This is a genomic window from Deltaproteobacteria bacterium (assembly GCA_017302835.1).
Lineage (GTDB): Bacteria > Bdellovibrionota > Bdellovibrionia > Bdellovibrionales > Bdellovibrionaceae > UBA2316.
Genome location: JAFLCC010000006.1, coordinates 225,798 through 245,572, shown reverse-complemented (window position 1 = coordinate 245,572; position 19,775 = coordinate 225,798). Strand labels below are relative to the sequence as shown.

Annotated in this window: 19 protein-coding genes and 1 tRNA gene; 7 read left to right on the top strand and 13 right to left on the bottom strand. The window is 36.1% G+C overall.

The window, feature by feature from the left end; all coding sequences use genetic code 11:
• Positions 1 to 104: 104 nt before the first annotated feature.
• Positions 105 to 180: transfer RNA gene (locus J0M15_09110), tRNA-Ala, on the top strand.
• Positions 181 to 670: 490 nt separating this feature from the next.
• On the opposite strand, the gene J0M15_09105 is transcribed toward J0M15_09110, so the two are convergent.
• From J0M15_09105 to J0M15_09085, 5 genes are all read right to left on the bottom strand, one after another.
• Complete coding sequence (locus J0M15_09105) at positions 671 to 1,111, bottom strand: hypothetical protein (protein MBN8537201.1); 441 nt, start codon at positions 1,109 to 1,111, stop codon at positions 671 to 673.
• A gap of 34 nt (positions 1,112 to 1,145) precedes the next feature.
• Complete coding sequence (locus J0M15_09100) at positions 1,146 to 2,813, bottom strand: hypothetical protein (protein ID MBN8537200.1); 1,668 nt, start codon at positions 2,811 to 2,813, stop codon at positions 1,146 to 1,148.
• Positions 2,814 to 3,221 (bottom strand): hypothetical protein, encoded by a 408-nt coding sequence (locus tag J0M15_09095; protein ID MBN8537199.1) that lies wholly within the window; start codon positions 3,219 to 3,221, stop codon positions 2,814 to 2,816.
• Between the two features lie 87 nt (positions 3,222 to 3,308).
• Positions 3,309 to 4,253, bottom strand: coding sequence for a hypothetical protein (locus J0M15_09090; GenBank protein ID MBN8537198.1), 945 nt, complete (start codon positions 4,251 to 4,253; stop codon positions 3,309 to 3,311).
• Complete coding sequence (locus J0M15_09085; GenBank protein MBN8537197.1) at positions 4,253 to 5,020, bottom strand: glycosyltransferase family 2 protein; 768 nt, start codon at positions 5,018 to 5,020, stop codon at positions 4,253 to 4,255. Before J0M15_09085 ends, J0M15_09090 begins: the two co-directional genes overlap by 1 nt.
• Before the next feature lie 107 nt (positions 5,021 to 5,127).
• Here J0M15_09085 and J0M15_09080 point away from each other — a divergent pair, with 107 nt between their 5' ends.
• Together J0M15_09080 and J0M15_09075 are read left to right on the top strand one after the other, a co-directional pair.
• Positions 5,128 to 5,763, top strand: coding sequence for a hypothetical protein (locus J0M15_09080; GenBank protein ID MBN8537196.1), 636 nt, complete (start codon positions 5,128 to 5,130; stop codon positions 5,761 to 5,763).
• A gap of 1 nt (position 5,764) precedes the next feature.
• Positions 5,765 to 6,802 carry a rod shape-determining protein gene (locus J0M15_09075; GenBank protein MBN8537195.1) on the top strand — a complete coding sequence of 346 codons (1,038 nt, stop codon included), beginning with the start codon at positions 5,765 to 5,767 and terminating at the stop codon, positions 6,800 to 6,802.
• Here the strand turns inward: J0M15_09075 and J0M15_09070 are convergent.
• The 7 genes from J0M15_09070 to J0M15_09040 form a co-directional block, all read right to left on the bottom strand.
• Positions 6,799 to 7,992 carry a hypothetical protein gene (locus J0M15_09070; GenBank protein ID MBN8537194.1) on the bottom strand — a complete coding sequence of 398 codons (1,194 nt, stop codon included), beginning with the start codon at positions 7,990 to 7,992 and terminating at the stop codon, positions 6,799 to 6,801. The genes J0M15_09075 and J0M15_09070 overlap by 4 nt on opposite strands.
• A complete protein-coding gene (locus tag J0M15_09065) occupies positions 7,985 to 8,608 on the bottom strand; it encodes a hypothetical protein (GenBank protein ID MBN8537193.1) in 624 nt (207 codons plus the stop codon). Before J0M15_09065 ends, J0M15_09070 begins: the two co-directional genes overlap by 8 nt.
• 2 nt (positions 8,609 to 8,610) lie before the next feature.
• Complete coding sequence (locus J0M15_09060) at positions 8,611 to 11,178, bottom strand: hypothetical protein (GenBank protein ID MBN8537192.1); 2,568 nt, start codon at positions 11,176 to 11,178, stop codon at positions 8,611 to 8,613.
• A complete protein-coding gene (locus J0M15_09055; protein ID MBN8537191.1) occupies positions 11,156 to 11,728 on the bottom strand; it encodes a hypothetical protein in 573 nt (190 codons plus the stop codon). The genes J0M15_09060 and J0M15_09055 overlap by 23 nt, the downstream gene beginning before the upstream one ends.
• Before the next feature lie 25 nt (positions 11,729 to 11,753).
• Positions 11,754 to 13,289: a hypothetical protein gene (locus tag J0M15_09050; protein ID MBN8537190.1), complete on the bottom strand. Its 1,536-nt coding sequence runs from the start codon at positions 13,287 to 13,289 to the stop codon at positions 11,754 to 11,756.
• A gap of 68 nt (positions 13,290 to 13,357) precedes the next feature.
• Positions 13,358 to 14,335, bottom strand: a complete 978-nt coding sequence (locus J0M15_09045; protein MBN8537189.1) for a hypothetical protein — start codon at positions 14,333 to 14,335, stop codon at positions 13,358 to 13,360.
• Between the two features lie 116 nt (positions 14,336 to 14,451).
• Positions 14,452 to 15,360: an aminotransferase class IV gene (locus J0M15_09040; protein MBN8537188.1), complete on the bottom strand. Its 909-nt coding sequence runs from the start codon at positions 15,358 to 15,360 to the stop codon at positions 14,452 to 14,454.
• A 101-nt stretch (positions 15,361 to 15,461) separates the two neighbouring features.
• On the opposite strand from J0M15_09040, the gene J0M15_09035 reads away from it, so the two are divergent.
• The 4 genes from J0M15_09035 (at position 15,462) to tsaA (ending at position 18,410) form a co-directional block, all read left to right on the top strand.
• Positions 15,462 to 16,379 (top strand): carbonic anhydrase, encoded by a 918-nt coding sequence (locus J0M15_09035; protein ID MBN8537187.1) that lies wholly within the window; start codon positions 15,462 to 15,464, stop codon positions 16,377 to 16,379.
• Between the two features lie 103 nt (positions 16,380 to 16,482).
• Complete coding sequence (locus J0M15_09030) at positions 16,483 to 16,755, top strand: hypothetical protein (GenBank protein MBN8537186.1); 273 nt, start codon at positions 16,483 to 16,485, stop codon at positions 16,753 to 16,755.
• A gap of 25 nt (positions 16,756 to 16,780) precedes the next feature.
• Positions 16,781 to 17,566 (top strand): TrmH family RNA methyltransferase, encoded by a 786-nt coding sequence (locus J0M15_09025; protein ID MBN8537185.1) that lies wholly within the window; start codon positions 16,781 to 16,783, stop codon positions 17,564 to 17,566.
• Positions 17,559 to 18,410 carry a tRNA (N6-threonylcarbamoyladenosine(37)-N6)-methyltransferase TrmO gene (gene tsaA / locus J0M15_09020; GenBank protein ID MBN8537184.1) on the top strand — a complete coding sequence of 284 codons (852 nt, stop codon included), beginning with the start codon at positions 17,559 to 17,561 and terminating at the stop codon, positions 18,408 to 18,410. Before J0M15_09025 ends, tsaA begins: the two co-directional genes overlap by 8 nt.
• A 24-nt stretch (positions 18,411 to 18,434) precedes the next feature.
• Here the strand turns inward: tsaA and J0M15_09015 are convergent, their stop codons facing one another.
• Complete coding sequence (locus J0M15_09015) at positions 18,435 to 19,733, bottom strand: MFS transporter (GenBank protein MBN8537183.1); 1,299 nt, start codon at positions 19,731 to 19,733, stop codon at positions 18,435 to 18,437.
• Between the last annotated feature and the right edge of the window lie 42 nt (positions 19,734 to 19,775).

Sequence of the window (19,775 nt, the reverse complement as noted above, 5' to 3'; positions counted from 1 at the left end):
TCAGGGAGCAAGCTTTTCACTTAATCTAAAATATGCCAAATTTAATATTGACATCACTCCAAATAATTATTTAATAGGAACGCACCATTTAAATATATCAATATGGGCCTTTAGCTCAGCTGGGAGAGCGGTTGGCTGGCAGTCAACAGGTCGCAGGTTCGATCCCTGTAAGGTCCACCATTTGTCAAGCGAATCGAAATTGTGTCCACAAGATTTTTCGAGTGCTGACAAGCTTGCTCTTTCATATTTTTAAAAATGATTTTACGGCTCGCTGAAGGGATTCTTTCAGAGAGCTTTTTGTTTTTTTGGGGGGGGCTTGGATTTAGTTTTTGCCCTGAAGACACAAAAAAAGAGTCGCTTTGGAGTCGATTTTTACAGGTATCAAAAGAACTTACTACAAATTACTAGTGCTTGTAACATCAACTTTCTTTGGATTTGCCGCGTATGCAGTCCCGCCAGCAGGCTGAAGATATAAACTCTTGTTAAAAATCGCTTCACTTTTCAACACAGTTAGGTCTTCTTGTTTCTTGTTAGAACTACTTAACTGAGTTCATTTTGAGTTAGCAACTGATTTTTTTATAAAAAAATCAAAGAATATTCTTTTTTGGTCGCTGGCTCTTCGGGGAAGGGAAATAAGCTCCAATATTCTTCTAAAAACTGTAAATAGGCTTCAAGGCCCATGAGGTTTTCCTTTCTTCATAATACTTTGAATTTCATCCCATTCAGAAAAAAGTTCTGCATATTTTTTTACTATATTAAATTGAAGATTTGGCAATTGCAGTAAATTTTGAATATCTGATTTATCTTGGAACTCTCTTGAGGGATCATTTTTATAAGCTTGAATTTTTAATCCAATAATATCCTCTGCACGCAAAATTTGAACTTTGAGTTCCTGTGATTGGTTTGCCTGCGTTAACATCTCCTGACTTAGGGGACGATTAGCCAGAAGAATGTCTAAAAAACCAACTCCAACAAACTGCAGAACCTCTGTCGATTCATATTTTAGCTGAAAACCCGCTTTCAGTAAAACCTCTTTAATCCGATCTCGTTTTTGTCCATCAGCAAGAAAATCAACATCTGCTGTCGCCCTATGAAATCCATAAAAAGCCATAGCAAACCCACCAATCAGGGCATGCTCTACCGCTTCACTCTTTATTGATTTCAGCTGATCTGAAGAAATTGTGGAATCGATAGTTTTTATAAGGATCCTGATCACGTCCATAATTTTTTTCAGGTTCTTGGGTGCTGTATTCTGCTAAATCTTTAACTCTCCAATCGTTTAACAATTCGATCATTTCCTTAGACGTAAACAAGGTATTGTTCATTTTTTCTTTATCGACAATATATAAATTCAATGGTTTGGCGATCAAGTCCATAAGGTAGATGGCTTGAACACCATTTTTGCTTAAATTTAATGGAAATTTTTCTACAACTCCAAAAAGTTTATTAATTAAAGGTATTCTTCTTGCCGTATACCCGATTGATACTTTTTGCCTTACCTCTTCCGAGGGGAAAAATTGATAATCGAACTCATCCATCCAGTTGTATACAGCTGTCAATATGGCATCCATTTGGTGACTTTTATGGACTCTTTCGAAATCTCTCCATTCAAGAACTAAATCAAAATAAGGATCTATTTCTATATCTGCAGGGGCAAATGTTTTATCAACTCCTACTCCTATGTCTTCAATGAACTTTCTATTCTTTGGCTTAATTGATGAAAAAAAGGTAGGAATTTTATATTTTCCTTCATTAACTAATGAAAATCCAAGGGACACTACTTCTGAACAAAATAAACACTTTCTCTTTGATGGATCCTTTGAAGGTTCCATTTGAATGGGATTATCTACATTCATAGTAAAATCATAACAAACATTAGGATAGTCGGAAGATCCATATTTACTTTTATACTCTAAAACTTGAGCTCTCACCTTTGAGGCCGCTTGATGAGCCATTTCAGAATTTTCTTCTTTTGTCTTCTGTGGATCTCTAAATCTGAAAACCAATGAGCGAACTTTAAGATCCTTGTATTTTTTAATGTCTGTTACAACAGTACCTAATTCAATATGCGCCTCAATGGTCTCTATACTTTTGGTCTTGGGGTCTACATAGATCATTCCAATATGGGAAAAATTTGAATCTTCATCCGTAATCCTGGCTATTGCCGCAGATACGGAGGCTGAACCACGCGATAATAAGACATCTCCAGATTGAGGTTGATAGGCTAAAGGATTAGCAGGTTTATAGGACTCATTCCAAAGAAAGTTTTCATAATTCCCTTCGAAGGCGCGAAAAAAGTCTTCTTTCTTGTTCAATTGAGACGGCTCAAGCCCTTGAATGTTTTTTTTCATTCCTGTTCCATAGATTCCCACGAAATCCTCTAACACTCGCAGGCTTCTAAAAACCCTTCGATGGGCAAAAGCACATTCAGCACTTGTCGATCCTTCAAAATAATGTTTTTGAAAGGACTCTCTCATTTGAACTCTAAAGTTAAAAAGTGACCTCAGGACATCTAAAAAGTGGAAACCCACATTGGTTTGATCAAAATCAGTTACTTTAAGAGGATAAATCAAATCATACAAATGATTCAATTCTCTAACACAGGCATCTGACTGATAGAAAGCATTACCTGAAAATAACATTTTCTTTTCTTGAATCGTGTTCAAGATATTTTCATATTTAAGTTTTCCAACTTCGTGCGAGGAGGAATCCAATTTTTCGATCATCTTTTGATTTTTCTGAAAATAATACCCAAGCATCACACCACAGATCAAAATAAGCAGCGAAAAAATGTTTCTATTTTTCGCTTTCAATTAACTTCCTTTTTTTAAAATGGAAACAACAGAACTCTCTTTTAATTCTTCTTTTTGATTTTTATCAGACGCTTTATTCATTTTATCCTTCCGGTATTCAATGACCGTTTTTTGAATGATAATCTGTAAGTCTTCAGCGGAAAAAGGTTTTAACAGTTGGGGTGTATGGGTGGTATCAGCTCCAGAAATGGCGATAAGGGGAATATCATTTTTCAAACATTCTTGTTTCAAATCTTGAAAAGGAATAAGATGATTTCTAAAATCACCAAGAACCACATCAGATTCGACCCAAGAATTGTCTTTAAAATTGTAGTAAACACTCACCTTACATTCCGGTGACCCCATCATTTCTTTCAGTAAGTCAGCGATATCAATGTCATCTTCAAAGATTGCTACATTTAATGGCATAGGGGCTCCTGTACCACCCATCGGATTGAATTTATATTTGTTTAATAAAATTTATTTAATCGGATTGTCACAGTTTGAGACGTTATTTTAATTCATCCACTCGCAAGGTTTGACCGTGGGGCGTATTGGACATTCCGAAATTTCATTAAATTCAGTTTCCTGAACCCACTGTCCATTTAAATTACAATGAAATCGATGACATTTTTTTTCTTTCCTAACCCAGTAACAATCTAAATAATTGGCCGCAGGTTTAATGCAAATTTGTGTCGGACTCTTAAATACCGTTTTTGATTTCAATTCAGGTTTTTTCTTTAAATTTAAATTAGCCTTATTAACCTTTTCATTTCCCCATTCTTCCTCTTTCAAAAAAGAAGAATTATCAATGATATCCTGATTAACTTGAAACTTAGGAATTTTTCTATCATTGAGCAAAAAATCATAGGACAATTCGCGCTCGATCAACTCAGGAATATATTCAATTTTATGATTCGGTTTAAGGAGGGTGACACGGTTATCGCCTAAAACTTGAATATTCTGATCAGCAACAAATGCATAAAAGGTGGTTTTTTTTGAAGAGAAGACGTAATCAACTGATAAGTCTCCGGAAAAAACTTTAAATTGGAATAACTTTTCAATGAAGAGCTCAAAAGGAGAATTTCCTGATTTAAAATAGGCAAGCCCTTTTCTTATCTCAAACAACATACCTGGATTATCCTGAGACCCTAATATCATTTTTAATTCAGAATTTGGGTTTATCTTCACTCTCAGATTGCTATTAAACACGAAAAAAGCACTCGATTGATTCGTTTTGACCTCATATTCCCCGGAGGGGAAGTCAAGCGTCTTATAGGTGGTCAAGGCTTTTTGATTAAGAAATACTTCTTTTTTATTGAGTGCCTCCGAAGCGTTAGACAAGATTTTAAAAACGGGAGGGACTGACTTAATTTCTAAATTAGCTGCATTTGCTATTTTCACTTGAATGAAAATCAAATAAATAACAAGACAAAGACAGGTGCTTCTATTCCATGCCATCACTTGACACTCCTCTTCTCTTTCAGCTCCCAAAGCTTTGCCCATTTCAAAAAAACAGAATAGGCCGCACTGATGGCAATGATAAAACCAACCCATCCATCTAAAAATCCCATTTTATAAAAGTAACATTCTATAAATTTAACCATGGGTTTTGTTATAAAATGAAAACCATTAAACCGACGTCCCTCATGATTCATCTTTTCAGATTGCAAGCTAGAATACTTATTATTTGTATTCACCTGATCAGCAATGTCATCAAATACGTAATGATTTAAGGCGCTTTTAAAATTTTCTGTTTTTGGAGATAAAACTTTTTCATGAATGAGATCTTCAGACCACTGAGAAAATTTCCTGTTAAACAATCTCAATTGATAATCTGGGTACCATCCACCATGATGAATCCATTTATTTAAATAAAATGACAATCTTGGAAGTTTATATCCCGTATCCTCTTTTAATTCTGACCAGCGTAAAATCAATTCATCATGCAGGTCTTTGCTTATTTCCTCATCCGCATCCAGACATAACACCCAATCAAACATTGCGAGACCCACAGCTTTTTTCTTTTGCCTACCAAAACCCAACCAAGTCTGTTCATAAAATCGGGCTCCACAGGCTAAGGAGATCTCTTTAGTTTTATCTTTAGATATGCTATCTAACACCACGATATCTTGTGCGAAACTAGCAGAATTTAGACATCTCCTCAAATTTTTTTCCTCATTAAAAGTAATCACGACAATACTCAAAGGTATTTTTTCAATATTCATGATAATAAAATCTCAACAGTTCATCTACTTGTCAAACCCACTTAGTTTAATTTATGATCTTTAAATCCATCTCGATACGAAATCGAGTTTACATAGGAACTAAAAATATGAAGTTTAAATTCCACCTTGTTCTTTTGCTTCTAACAACCGCTTTCTATGCTAAGGCTAACTACTTAAGCATCGGAGAATCTGGGGAAACCCTTCCCCAAGGAACTTATCGAATTGGTGCCAGTTTACAAAGTCTCACCGCAGGGAAATCGGGCCTTAATATCGGTACCTTTCTGGACATGGGTGGAAGTGATGAGCTCTCTTCTCGGTTTTTGTTTGGTCTAGGATCTGTTGATTTTCATCTGGGTGGCTCCGTTAAATATATTCCCTTTCCTGACTTCATGAATCAGCCGGCCATTGGAATCAAAGCTTCGATTTGGCTTGCTCGAATTGCTGACACCAGCACCACAGCCTTTCAAATCAGCCCCTTAATCAGCAAAAAAGTAGATATTGAGAAGGGCACCATGACTCCTTATTTCGCGGTACCCATCAATTTAGTTTATACAAAGAGTAATAACAGCACTGGAACTCAATTTGTTGTAGGCACCGAGTACCAACACCCAGACCTTGAGAGCGTTTTTTTCGCAGGAGAATTCGCCTTAAATCTAAATAACTCTGAATCGGGTCTAAGCCTGTTTGCCAGCATTCCTTTTGATGCCAATAAGGGCTTCCAAAGAAGAAAGAAAAAGGAGTAATATGTTTTCCTGGTTTCGAGAAGATAAAAATGGAGCTGATATTTATGTCGATCTGGGTACCGCGAACACGGTCATCTCAGCACGGGGGAAAGGGATCGTCCTTAACGAGCCCAGCATTGTGGCCTATCTTTCAAATTCCCCTCATAAAAAAAAGATTGTGGCTGTTGGCTTAGCTGCGAAGGAAATTTCTGAGAAACAAACTGGTAATATTTTTATTCTAAAACCTATAAAAGATGGAGTGATTGCCGATTTTGATTCAGCAGAACACATGCTCAAGTTTTTTCTAAATCATCCCCAGGTTAAAAAACATTTTTCCTCACCTCGCGTGGTAGTCTCCTTACCCTTTGGAGTCACTGAAGTAGAAAAAAAAGCGGTTGTTGAAGCCTGCAAGAAAGCTGGCAGCAAAAAAGTCTATTTAATTGATGAACCAATGGCTGCCGCCATAGGAAGTGGTTTAGAAATCAAATCAGCCCTGGGAAATATGATTGTGGATATTGGTGGAGGAACGACAGAAGTTGCGGTGATTGCCCTTGCTGATATTGTTTATTGTGAGGCCATCCGCGTGGGCGGCCATAAAATAGATGAAGATATCATTGCTTATTTTAAAAAATATAAAAATATTATAATTCCCGAGTCCCAGGCAGAACTTTTAAAAATCTCTATTGGAACCGCGGTTCCAAAAAAGGAAATTCAAACAGCCATTGTTAGTGGAAGAGATACGGAAACAGGGATGCAGAAAACCATGGAAGTCACTTCAGAAGAAGTTGGGATCGCCATGAATGATTGCCTCCAACAAATAATTAATGCCATTCACAAAGCCCTCGAAAACACTCCACCAGAGCTGGTTTCAGATATCATCGATAAAGGTATTTGGCTCGCCGGTGGAGGGGCTCTTATTAAGGATTTTAGCTTAAGAATTCAAAATGAAGTCAGGCTTCCCGTTAGGGTTGCCAACTCCCCCCTCGTGGCTATTGCCATCGGTGGTGAAATGGTTTTAGAGGACCCTTCTCTTCTAGAAAAAATTCAATTGGAACTTTAGGGCACTGTCTCATATCGTAAGCATTTTGGCCCAAAGGACTTTAATCCCCATCTTTGGGCAATATCCGCATTGGGATCGGAAACGATAAGTCCTTTTTCAAGAGCCTCTCTAATTTCAAATAAAGTTATCACTGGCTGTTGAGGCCAAGTAGTCTCCACAAGGCATCCCATTCTTGCATATTTTTGGTTAAAAACGGATAGGAATTTCTCTTTCGTTTCCGAGCTAAGCTCCGACCAAGATTCATTAGACCTTATAGACCGAAAATAATTGAAATATTCTTTTAGTTGATCATCTCTAAAAAAAGTACTGTACTCATCGTAATCGGACCGAGATAAACAAGTTTTTCGAGTCTCTAACCACCGAACGTAGGCTTGGGTGACCTGTGCCGATCTTTCTCTTGAATAATAACAAAGGCTTTCATAAACTCTATTTATCTTATTTTCCAAGGGTTCAGCTTTCAATTTAAATCGATCTATAACAAAATCATTATACCGAACGAAGGAGTTCTCATAGGGCTTAAACAGTTCATATTGTTCAGAAGATCTGCGAAGATTTTCTTTATCCGGCAAAGTATATTCTGAAGGCCACTTGAAAACTCTAAAACCATCTTTTTCGCTTTTTATATCCTTAGGAATGTAGAAAGGAAATCCATAATTTTTAAATAAAATTCTAACGTCTCTGGGTACTGTTGAGCTGAGGGTTGTTACATTTCCATATTCATCCAAATCCACAATTTGATAAGAATGAATTCCTGGGCTTACATAAACAGCTCCGGCCCTCAACACCTTTCTATTCATAGGAATGGGCAGAGTATCCTTTGCTAAGGTGTAGGTGTTGGTCACATCGGCTATGTATTTTAAAAAACTAATAAATTTTTTATTTTCATCTAAAAGAAAATCAAATTGTTTTGACTTCTCAGTAAGGAGTTTGCCACTTGATGATGTGGCTACAAATGGCAGTTTATTTTTGTAAGAAAAATAAGCCCTCATAAAATAAGTAGCGTCCGCACAATCAGTTTTTAAGCCATACAAAAGACTCTCTTCATCAGTGAAGATTTCCTGTACCCAAGATTCTTTAACCCAATCTGAATACTTATTTTCCCAATCAAGACTCCATTCGTTTTCAGAATGCCAAACCTCTGCAAGCAAACTAAAGGCAGCTAGAAAAACAACCAGAAAAATTTTAGTCATTTTCATACTCTTTATTGAAATGGATTTGAAAAATGGCAAATTCACTGGAACTTTGACAAATAATAAACTTTAATTTCAAAAAATGATCTTCATTTTTTGAAAGAACCAAAAAACTTTCTTTGCTTCCCTGCGGACAATAACTTAAGAAATCGGCTTTCATTTTATTTAATTGAAGCCCATCCGAAACATCCATAAATAGACCAAAAATGGAAGTGCTATCAACAACAAACAATGCCTCATTTTGAAATTCGGTTAGTACCTGAATTGTTGAACTTTGATTTAATGATACTGCATAAATGCTCTTTAAATCACGATAAAGAGAATACATTTGATAATTATTTGAAGAAATACACCCTTCACAGGAATCCTCATTCAGCAAACATTTATTTTGGTGACACAAATTTTGACAAAGTTGAGAGCTTTTTTCACTGCATTCAATAAAATATCCCATAGTGAAATCACTTTCATAACTTATTTTTTCTTTACTCATTTTATATTCACTCATTTCAAAGGGCTGATGACTCTCTGGAATTACTTTAGGGATTGACTTTGGTGCCGCTAAAAGAAAATGAGAAAACGAAAAACAGATCAAGATCATTTGAATTAAATTTTTCATTCTTATTGACCTCTTCCGCATGAAAGATTTTTCAGATGATTTGATATATTAATAAAACTAGGGATTCTGTTAGTAACACAAGTGATAGGTATTCGTTCTTCCCTTTGACACCCAACAATCTTAACCCAAACGTCCTTTGCTGGATGGTCTGATCCACCGACACCCTTTTCTAAACTTGAACTCCATATCGATGCTGATTCCACTTTAAGCCCAGTGGATTTCTCAAGTTCAGAAACTGTTTTGGAAACACAAAGATCTTCCATACACTTTGAACCATTAATCAGCTCATAAACACACTTATCTGGAATAGAATTGTATTTTTGAAAAGTCTCTACGATGTAATCAGAATTTATCTGAAACTCGATGGGGTTGGTTTTAGGGTTTTCGGACTCCCTCAGATAATAAATCAAGCTCGCAAAAATTCTAAGACCAGCTCGAAGAACACTGTAATTCGACTCCACTGCGGCCATGGCTACCGATTCAAAATTCAAAGTACAAGACCCACAAGCGCTGAGCTCATTTAGTTTGTTTTCGGTTAAGCTGAGGAGATCAGAATTCATTTCCCCAGCCGCCTTTTTCATGCAGCCCTGAAAGGTGACACCACTAAAAACGTACCTGTATTGATGTAAATTCAAATCTATACTATTTGATAAACTTAAATAACAATTTGTTCTTGCCACAGGACCCAGATCTATAAAAAGAGTCTTTTTAATGTCATTTTCGTTAAAAATAGGGTCAAATTTTATAGTTCCTGAATCCATCAGCTGTTTAAAACTGGTAATCTGAGGCTGCTGAAATGTTAAATCTAAATAAATCGGAAGCATCGTCACTCCCGATATCACGGAGCTGATGATGTCACTGATAAGCTTTTTTTTCCTTAATTGACTTTCAGCCCAAGGATCATAAAGTTGACAAGCCACGGCTCCCGCAAGACTGCCTTGGGCATTCAACTCGTTTGGAAGCTTATTTAAAGCCTGATTCCGGTACAGCATAACTTGATACAAGTTAACCGCTGACTCCATAGATGAACGAACACAGTCTATAGGGTTATCACAAATTATTTCTTCCGCAAGCTTTACGTAAGGATGCGAACGAGATTGATTTTTCTCTGTCAAATCATTTTGAATATCAAAAGGCAATAAATACTGTGTCACTGTTTTGGACCATTTCTTCGTCCTCATGATTTTGGTAGAGGCATCCTCTGACACCATCTTAAGTTTTAATTTATTTTCCACATCCTGACAAAAAGGTTTTAACTTCAATGAAAGATCTATCACTTTTTCCCAAAGATTTAAAAGTTCAGAATTTTCACTTGCAGCAAAAACAGATCTAGCTTGGATTATCTCTTTTGCGAAACCACTCACTTCTTTATTTGAAAATTTTAATAATTCACTGCACATGACTTCCTTTTCCTGCTCGGCCTCAGATCTTTCGATGCCTTCAAGAGTGTTTAAGTCATTCACTATTTCATTAACCTTTTTTTGATTAAAAATTGTTTTTAAAGTCTTATAACTTTTATAAAACTGAAATTGAGCTTGATGTCTAAATTTCATAGTAGACAACAACTGATTGCGAAGATCAAAATTACCTGCAGAAAAACTTTGTTTCGATGACTTCTCATCAGGGTTTAGCTCATTTTTAGCTTTCGTAATTTCTGCCTTTAAAATCTCATTGGCCATTAAATAATTATCATCAAATTTGCCCTTTTTGATGATATCTCGAAACTGCGAGGTGTTTAAAAAATCAGAAGAACATTCTGGTTTGGATATCGACTGGCAACCGTCAGCCATGAGAGTCATTAACTCCTCAACCGCAAAGCTCCTAGACAAGTCTTCAAATTTAAACTTTCCAGAATTAATTTTTAGGCCCCAAATATAAGTCAAATAAATCTTAAACGAATTCCAAAATTGAAACCCCTCCTTAGAATCTTTGAATGGCGGAAAATTCAACCTCAGAACCAAGTCAGGTTGATTTTGAAGGTCTAAATTCAGTATATTTTCACAACGATCAATATAATTATTTTTATCCAGATAGCTCATGGCAAGTTTTTCTAAATCATCCCTTGTCGGATTTCTAGATTCAAAATTGATTGCAAAATTTAAAGGAATGGCTTTTTTAATCCAAGAACATTTCACATTTTTTCCTGGAGTTGTTTCGAAAACTCGGTTCCAATTTTCAAGAACTAAATTTTTAAGAATTAAACAGTTTCTGATGTTTCCATGACAGGACTTAACTGTTTCGTCAGAAAGGAGAGGCAACTGTCCATTTGATAAGTGATTTAAAATTTTATGAGAAAGATAGAAGGCTCTTTTATGGTACTCTGCCCAAACCTTCTTAACAAGTTCCGGAGAAGATAAATTCAGATCATAGGCTCTTTTCATGGCAGCTCGACCTGGTGCAAATCCATCCATTAACAAATAGACCGAGTTTGCCGGGTCCAATGACTGTCTGGCGCAGAGGTTGGTATTAGAAAAAGAATAAACTTCGGAAAAACTTCGGAAACCGAAACCTAACAAAAAAAACAGAAGAAGTTTTAGAAAATTTATTTTAGTTGTTTCCCAGTCTGCCACAATTTCCCTGACTTGGTTTTACAGAAACCAATACTGAAAGTGCTGTTTTTACATTTTCGGGTGTTGGCAATTCTTCACCTTTTTTCCATGAACTAAAAACTTTTTCCACATATTCCTTTGAGGCCATTAGCTTTTGATAACTTTCAACTAACTTGTAAGTCCCTTCGGGCACTCTTCGAATACATTTATAGTTGGTATGAATATAAGTAAAAGTAACTCCATAATAGGGATCGTTGCCTGACTGGGCTCCATAGATATTAATTCCTCCGCCACCACCACCGCCATAGCCAGAGTAATTCTGCCCTACACCACCACCTAAAGTGATCTTAAATTCATTTCCGTTTCCTTCATCAACAAATAGAACGCATCCATAAATATCACATTTCTGTTTGATTCCAGCCACGATTTCTTGCTCAATTTTATCCACTGTAGAAAGCCCTACGTGCGCAGGATTTCCTTGCAAGGTGTCCACTGTTAACAAATCCGTAGCTTCATCGGCCCAAATAGTCCCAGATAAGAATAATAATGTTAACAATACGGTACGATTCATAATTTCTCCCTTTTAGTGCGTGTGACTAATGACATAAAATACTCGAAGAAGAATTTAAATTCTCCTCTTCCTTTTTTTGATTCCAGTTTGTTTTAATTATTTTAATTGGCTTCACCTTTATTTCATACTCTGAATCAGTAACTTCAAATAAAACCCTGATTTCAGGCAAATCTTCAACGATTGAAAAATCCTCACATTCCAAATCTTCCCTATTCAGCTTTTGACATACATGGGTAAATCGAATTTGAAATCTTGGATCCAAATTAAAAATCTTTTTAGTCGCTTGTTCTAAAGAAAATTCTTCGATCTGGGAAATTTGAGAAAAAGACTTTAATTCATCGATGGAAGGTATTTCATCGGAAATCACTCTGCTTCGAACTTTTCCCGGCTTTCTTTTCCTGTTATCTCCAGCCATTTTTTTTAAATACTCATGGGTAAATTTCCAAAATTTTTGATAGCCTGTATTCGGGGATACTAACTGCCCACTGAGAATAAGAAAATCTCCTTTTTCTATTTGTTTTGCATTCTGACTTAATTGGTAGGACTCCACAGAATGGGTGATACTCAAATTGTCAGATAGGCCATCCACGCCCATCCATTGACCAGGAACTATAATTCCATTGTACCATAGCCCTAAAGATATTCTTTCTTTGCTTGTTTTTTTAACTAAGGTCAGATCATTTTTAACAACAAAAGGTAAATGTTGATTTGAAAAATTATTAACAAAATATTGAGCTTGAACATTTAACGTCAAATCTTTAGATCCATTAAATATCAAATTAAAAAAATAATAATCTAACATGTAATGGGAACTTTTAAAAAAAGGAAGCATTCCCTCTTTTACTTTTATCTTTCCCCTAGGTTCTTCTTTGTCTTCAAACAGGATATGATAATCTTTGGATGTTAATATCTCAGGAATTTTATTTTCTATTTTGATAACTTTAAGATTGGCATTAAAATCAATAAAGTCCTTAATGTCAGCACAACTATCAAGAACCAAAGGGGATACCACCAGGTTCTGAGCTTTTGATGTTGTTCTCACAAAGCAATTATCACCCTTCAACAATAGCTCACTCTCTGTTGAGCTTGGCAAAACTTCGCAATTTACAGATTTAGAAAGTCTAATTTTTTTTTGATCAAGATCTTTGACTCTTAATCCCACACAGCTTTCAAATATTTTAAACTTTTTGAACAAAACTTCACTCGTAACTTCTTTTTGTTCTTTTAAAAATTTTAGATCACTGGTGATTTCACATGTTTTTTTGTTACTTATGGAATCATGCATCCAATACTCTGAAGAATAATCCTGGGGAGAAGGTAACACTACGGATAGCGCCAACTGGACTTCTTCTTTACAAGAATTTAACATTAATGGGTTAACTTGTTTAAATAATTTTAACTTACCATTTTCGTTGGAAATAAAAATCTTATCCGTATTTTTATCGACATTTTCAATAGTACAAGCCAAAGAAAAGACTAAAGGTAAGTGCAACATGAGCGCACTTACCTTTAAAAAGGAGGATGTAATATTTCGAAGTCTCTTTAATTTGAAAATTCTCATTATTTTCCTCAGAGTTTGTTTCAAAAGTCTTAACTCTTTAGGGCCTTCGCCCTTAGTTTTTTATTAAATTATTCTGTTGGATCACTTATTTTAGTGTAGGTACAAACCTCAGCGCCTTCACCCTTAGTGCTTCGACGGTAAGGAGTTGCTGATTTCCAATTGGTTTCCCTAAAAATATATCTAAATTTACAAAACTTAGGATCGATAACAGATCCGTGAGCTTTAGACAAAGCTGATGATCTCAATTGCATTTCTGAAGCTGAACTAAAAAATTTATTTCCAGCAGTTCCTCCAGTTGGCACTCCCGTTGTTCCATTAAGAACAAAGTCAGAAGATGCTTGCGTGTCACCACAGACAACAAATCTTTCTACAGACAACTCGGCTCTATCTGTATAAATTTTACCTAGCATGTTCGCCTCATTAAAATCCAGACCGGTTCTGTTGTTATCTAAAGAACTATAACCCGTTAAATCTGTAACTAAAAAGGGAATTGCCGCAGCTTCTGTTGAAATGACAAAATAACCTTCTCCATCTGGAATTTCAGTTCCACGGTAGCAAATATCTACAAAATAAGATCCGGTATAGGCTTCGGTCATAAACTGCGTCGACAGATCATAGATTTTTCGATTCCATGAATCTACAGGAGTGTAAACACTTTGAAACGCGGGTCCAGAAGCCTTTTTCTTTTCTAGAGGAAGGGTCGCTTCCGTATCATATAGTTTTGCTTTCAAGGTAATTTTATTAATATAAGTCTCCCCTTGACCACCCTTATCAATACACACACAGTCGGTATTGCAATTTTCTTTAGCATTGGAACAAGAAGAAGGAGTACAAAATCCATTCTCTTTCTTCCCGCCAAAATAACAGATACTATTTTGTAAAAATGCAGAAGCGACGCCCGCATTACAAGCGTAAATATCTGGCCCGCTTGAAAATATTTTCGATTTAAATCTAAGCGATATGGCATCCGCTTTATAGGTTGAAAAAACACCTAACATTAAAAAAACTGATAAGGCAAGTTTGCTGCCTTGTGAAAAAATATTCATAATTGTTCTCCTTGTGTGGATATCCAATAGACCAAATTGCTGAAAAAGTCCAATGAGTTAAATTCTCTTAACAGGAATTTTGAAAAAAAGTGACTTTAAGTGAAAAAAAGAAATCGTTACATTTGATCTTGGAGAATTAATTTCCTTAACTCTTTAAAACAGTTAGGGACAGAAAAGTTCTTGTTATGCAAGCTATTAATCCAGATAATATCCAATGTGGTTCCTACGACAAAAATGGCATCTGATTGAAATAACTCATCTTTAGTTAATCTTTTTGAGGATATCTGTCTTATTGGTAGCTGTTGAGCACTGAATTCTTTACATTCTAACAGTTCTACTAATCTGGAAAGAGTTGTTCCTTTTAACGTGTAATCAAAACTTGGATAAAACAACTCATCGCCCATTAAGCAAAGAATGTTCTCGGTATAACTTTCAGAAATCAATTCATTTTCAGTGACCCCAAATATAAAATCAAAATCCTGATCTTCACACTCTTTTTTCATCAAGACATTTGGAAGATAATTCAAGCTCTTCGTCTGCGCCCAAAATCCTTCTTTGGGTGGAAGCAAGCTCCAGCCAGCCCGAGCTCCACAATCAATCAATTGCTGAGCTACTTCTTTTAGCTCTGTGGTAACAATATAAACCTGAGATCCAATTGTTTCTTTTGGGCTCACTCCAAAGTTTCCTGGTCCTCGAGTCACATAAACCCTGATCATCCCGGTATTTTTATTTGCCAAACTTACCAGCTCTCTTATTTTTGTTTCTAAATCTTGTTTTAACAGAGGTATCCTTAAAAAAATTTTTTCAGCACTTTGAAAAAGTCTATCTAGATGTTTTTCCAGCAGCCAAATCTTATTATTTTTCCATTTTATCGCTTCAAAAACCCCGTCACCACGATGAAATCCATGATCATCAAGAGGCACTAACATCCATTTAGGATCCGTTGTCATTTGATTAAAATAGGATGAATAAAAGCTAAAATATTTTTGCTGATGGGGCCAAGAGGGTAATTCATTATTTGTCATATATATGAGTTATACTAAAAAAAAAAATAGACCCAGACAATCTAGAAATCTTGATTGACCAATTAACTTGGTATGATGACAATATTTCAAAAAGGGGACTTATGAAAAAACAATTGCTACTGAGTTTATTTTTTATATCTACTGCTCTATTAAGCTGTTCTGTTAAATCTAAAAAATCTGAAAATGTCCAGCCACCATCAGCACCGATACAAAACACTCCTGTAGAAATCAGTTCAGCCCCTCCAACAGCTAACCCAGCTCCTGCAAGCCCCCTTCCATTGCCAGGTCCTTCCAAAGAAATACCACCGCAAATACAAAAACTAACAGGTCCTGTCACGGCCTCTAGTTCTACAAAAGAATTATCTGAACTCAAAGAAACCCTAAAAAAAGCCGAGGTTGTTACCCTTCATCCCTCCACCACGGGTGTTTCTGCAGAAAAAGCATTGAACTGGTTAAAAAATGGAAATATCCGTTTTACCAAAGGCTATTTAAGGCATGATGGCGCAAGTAAAAAGGATGTCGATAAGCTAGCAGCCAAACAAGCTCCCCACTCGATTGTTCTTTCTTGCAGCGATTCAAGAGTTCCTCCCGAAGTTGTTTTTGACCAAAAACTTGGAGAAATTTTTGTTGTTCGAACGGCAGGACAGTCTTTAGACAATTCTTCCATTGCCAGTATCGAATATGCTGTTGAGCATCTTCATAGTCAGTTACTTGTTGTCATGGGACACACCTCTTGTGGAGCTGTGAAAGCAGCTGTTTCAACGGCACCTGGTGGCGATATTGGCAGTCCCTATCTCAACGCCCTAGTTGCCGATATCCAACCACGCCTCAGCAACAAGTCCAATGCAAAACCTTCTGAAAATTACCTCACTGAAAGTTGGGAAAATACCCAAGGTGCCTCCAAAGCGCTTTTAGAAAAGTCGACCATTATCAGAGAAGCAGTCAAATCTGGGCATCTGCGCCTCACTACAGCCCTTTATCATTTAGACTCTGGAGCCGTGGAGTGGGGTAAAAAGTGACTAAACCCCAATCATTTTAAATGGTAAAAAATATAGGGGCTTTTTGAAGTCGATTTGAACTTTTCAAAGTTTGTGATAGTGTCCTTCTTAAAAAAGGATACTTATGAAAAACATTTTACTTCCCATTATTTTGGCCTTTGCTTTTCAATCCCAGTTAGTTTTATCTCAAGAAGTCTTTGAACAAGCTTCTGATTGTTCACTCTTTGAAGAGATTGTGACTCAAGTTGATCAACAAGTCGAATCTTTAACCTCACAATTTAAACTTGCTAGAATCAATGGCTCTGGAAATCTCACAGATCTGGAAGCTCAGTTAAATAAAGCTAAGGCAAAACAAGTTTATTTTCGCGAAGTCCTTGCTCAATGTCTTCAAGATTAAATTTCTATAATCTGTGATAAAACCAATGTTAAAACCTAGAAACCGAAAAATCGAAAAATTATATGAATTACTTCTGGGTTTAGAAAAAAAACTGTCTTCGAATGATTTATTGAATGAAATAGATTTGCATCTAATCAAAGAAATTTTATTTTCTTTACAAAGTGAGAGTGATGTTGAAATTCTTAAAATTCACTCTCTCTATTATCACCTTCACTCTCAGATGACTTTACAAGAATTAACCCATTGGCTACTTCCAGTTGAACGGTATTTAAAAAAAGATTTAAAAGATGAAGACTTTCTTATTTTTAATAAGGATCATCCTGATAGAAAAGATAAATCTAAAACCCTCCCTTTAACGCTTATCCTGGATCATGTTCGCAGCAGCTTCAATGTGGGTTCTATTTTTCGAACAAGTGAGGCCTTCAATTTAGAAAAAATTTACCTCGTAGGTTATACCCCAGATCCAACCAATGCAAAAACAAATAAAACGACTCTTGGCGCTCACGAGCATCTGCCGTGGGAAACATTGCCTAAAGCCCTTCCCCTGATTCAATCCCTACAAAACCAGAACTATCATGTAATCGCTGCGGAGACGACTTCCCATGCCGTTCCTCTGGGTATCCCCTTTCCAAAAACAAAAGTGGCCTTTGTTTTTGGAAACGAACGCTTCGGGTTAGATCCAGAGGTCATTGCCGCCTGCAACGAGACAAGAGTCCTCGCTCTTCGAGGTTATAAAAATTCTTTAAACATCGCCAATTGCGCCTCTATATTTATTTATGAATTTTATAAACAATGGTCGGCAAATGGCTAAGTCTTTTGAGTTTCAACCCATCGGGTTTTTTAAAAGTAATTCAATAAATAATTATGATTTACCCAGACAGCCTCTAGATCAAAATGTTGAAATGGAGGCGACAAATGAAATCGACAAGACCACTTCGTTCATAGAACTTATTAAAAATCATCAATTCGAACAAGCTCTGGAAAATCTCCATGGATTTTCAAGAATATGGGTTCTCTTTCATTTTCATAAAAATCAAACTTGGTTACCAAAAACTCTACCCCCTCGAGGAAGCGACACAAAGCTTGGTGTTTTTTCAACAAGATCTCCTTACCGTCCTAACCCTATTGGACTGAGCTGCCTTAAATTAATTAAAATAGAGAACTTAAAACTCTATGTCACTTCTTCAGATATTTTAGATGAAACTCCTATCTTGGATATCAAACCCTATATTCCCGAACATGATTCCTTTCCCTCTTCTCGTGTTGGATGGTTGGAAAAAATTGAAGATTCCAAATTCACTCTACAATACTCTGATCTCGCATTAAAACAGCTAGAGTACTTAACCTCCCAACACCAACTTAATTTAATTCCTTTTATTCAAAGATCTTTAGAATACGATCCTTTAAATTCTGACAAAAAAAGACTCCTAAAAATAAATCATCTAAGCAGAAACGAAGCATCAAGCGTTCTTTGTTATCGAACCTGGCGAATTCAATTCCAAATCAACTTAAGCTCTCAAAGGGTTACAATTCAATCTATCTTTTCTGGTTACAGGGAAAATGAGCTTCTTCTTGGTCACAAAGATTTCCAAGATATCTATAAAGATAAAAGTATCCATATCGAGTTTAATCAGACCGTTTTTGAAAATTTTTAAATCGAAGAATTGAAGGACGTCTACCTATGACACCTTTTCAAATACTGTTTCAGGATGTTTTTCTTGTTGATCTAAACTTTTTTTTTCTTCAAGAAACTTAATTTTACTTAATAAAGGGGCACTGAGAACCACTCGGGCAAGGCCTCCCAATAAAAATAGAATTATATAATTCGAATAAGTAGAGGAAAATGATTTTAAGAACATCGCACCAATAAAAGTTCCAAAAATGGCAGCCGTCGACATAAAAAAATTATACAAGGATACAAAGGGAATTTTTTCTTTCAGACTTATATCTTTGAACAGAATCAGCTGCGTCCCTACTTCGTAGCAAGCCCAGGCCACTCCACTGAAAAACTGGAGAAATAAAATAAAGGTGAAATCATTAGAAACTCCCCAAAACATGGGCCCAGGAGAAATGCAAAAAACCCCCCAAAAAAAGACACCGTAGGAAGTGATTTGCTTACTATATTTCTCTAAGAACCACGAACAGATCAACTTTCCAACCAGCAAGGCGACTAAAGAACCCATATAGTGAGAATAATCTAATTTTAATTGCGCCAAAAGAAAGGGATTTACAAAGGGGGCTGAGATAAAGACCGAAGCATAAAATGGAAACAAGAGTAGTAATAAACTTCGCGTTTCAGATTTTTTACCTAAAAATTTAATGGAATCTAAAAAAGAAAATTTTTCTGATTTTAAAACCCTATTCCATTCGGGAAAGTACACTTTTTGGCTGAGCACAATTCCTGATAACAAACGACAACTAAAAGCCAAAAAAAACAAAGTTCCAAAGACGCTGGAAAAGGGCATAAAATCCACTTTATGATTTAAAGCCAATCCCCCACCCACAAGGCCAATGAGAATTCCTACTTGGGATACTTTTGACCTTAATGAAAAATACTTATTCTTTTCATGCTCTGGAATTAGGTGGCTCATCCAGTAGGTCCAAAAAGGATTGATTGAAAAACCACTGGCCCAATACAAAGTGAAGACTAAAAATAAAATCCAAAAATCGGGTTTGTAACTTGATGAAAAATACACCAAAGGGAGAAACGCCAAGGATTGAACTATCACTGTTGCGACGATCCAGCTCTTTGGATTACCTATTTTTTGAATCCATTTAGGAGTAAACAATTGAATAAAGGCTCCCGAAACAAGGGGCAAGCTAGTTAAGATTCCCGCAGCCACGTCGCCCAATCCAAGACTTAAAGCGTAGGCGGGCAAATAGGACTCACCGGCTCCAACCATCAAAGAATACAATAAAGCATCAATCAAACTGAGGCGAATGGATTTATCAATATTCTGATTACTCTTTTGTTTCATTTTAATAGGCTTCTTGTTGGTTTTATGATTTGATCACTACTC

Bases quoted from the DNA above. Each gene is read 5' to 3' on its own strand.
- J0M15_09070 (MBN8537194.1), bottom strand. From the start codon at position 7,992: ATGACTAAAATTTTTCTGGTTGTTTTTCTAGCTGCCTTTAGTTTGCTT.
- tsaA (MBN8537184.1), top strand. From the start codon at position 17,559: ATGGCTAAGTCTTTTGAGTTTCAACCCATCGGGTTTTTTAAAAGTAAT.
- J0M15_09065 (MBN8537193.1), bottom strand. From the start codon at position 8,608: ATGAAAAATTTAATTCAAATGATCTTGATCTGTTTTTCGTTTTCTCAT.
- J0M15_09045 (MBN8537189.1), bottom strand. From the start codon at position 14,335: ATGAATATTTTTTCACAAGGCAGCAAACTTGCCTTATCAGTTTTTTTA.
- J0M15_09015 (MBN8537183.1), bottom strand. From the start codon at position 19,733: ATGAAACAAAAGAGTAATCAGAATATTGATAAATCCATTCGCCTCAGT.
- J0M15_09055 (MBN8537191.1), bottom strand. From the start codon at position 11,728: ATGAATCGTACCGTATTGTTAACATTATTATTCTTATCTGGGACTATT.
- J0M15_09025 (MBN8537185.1), top strand. From the start codon at position 16,781: ATGTTAAAACCTAGAAACCGAAAAATCGAAAAATTATATGAATTACTT.
- J0M15_09075 (MBN8537195.1), top strand. From the start codon at position 5,765: ATGTTTTCCTGGTTTCGAGAAGATAAAAATGGAGCTGATATTTATGTC.
- J0M15_09050 (MBN8537190.1), bottom strand. From the start codon at position 13,289: ATGAGAATTTTCAAATTAAAGAGACTTCGAAATATTACATCCTCCTTT.
- J0M15_09105 (MBN8537201.1), bottom strand. From the start codon at position 1,111: ATGGCTTTTTATGGATTTCATAGGGCGACAGCAGATGTTGATTTTCTT.
- J0M15_09090 (MBN8537198.1), bottom strand. From the start codon at position 4,253: ATGGCATGGAATAGAAGCACCTGTCTTTGTCTTGTTATTTATTTGATT.
- J0M15_09080 (MBN8537196.1), top strand. From the start codon at position 5,128: ATGAAGTTTAAATTCCACCTTGTTCTTTTGCTTCTAACAACCGCTTTC.
- J0M15_09085 (MBN8537197.1), bottom strand. From the start codon at position 5,020: ATGAATATTGAAAAAATACCTTTGAGTATTGTCGTGATTACTTTTAAT.
- J0M15_09040 (MBN8537188.1), bottom strand. From the start codon at position 15,360: ATGACAAATAATGAATTACCCTCTTGGCCCCATCAGCAAAAATATTTT.
- J0M15_09035 (MBN8537187.1), top strand. From the start codon at position 15,462: ATGAAAAAACAATTGCTACTGAGTTTATTTTTTATATCTACTGCTCTA.
- J0M15_09095 (MBN8537199.1), bottom strand. From the start codon at position 3,221: ATGCCATTAAATGTAGCAATCTTTGAAGATGACATTGATATCGCTGAC.
- J0M15_09030 (MBN8537186.1), top strand. From the start codon at position 16,483: ATGAAAAACATTTTACTTCCCATTATTTTGGCCTTTGCTTTTCAATCC.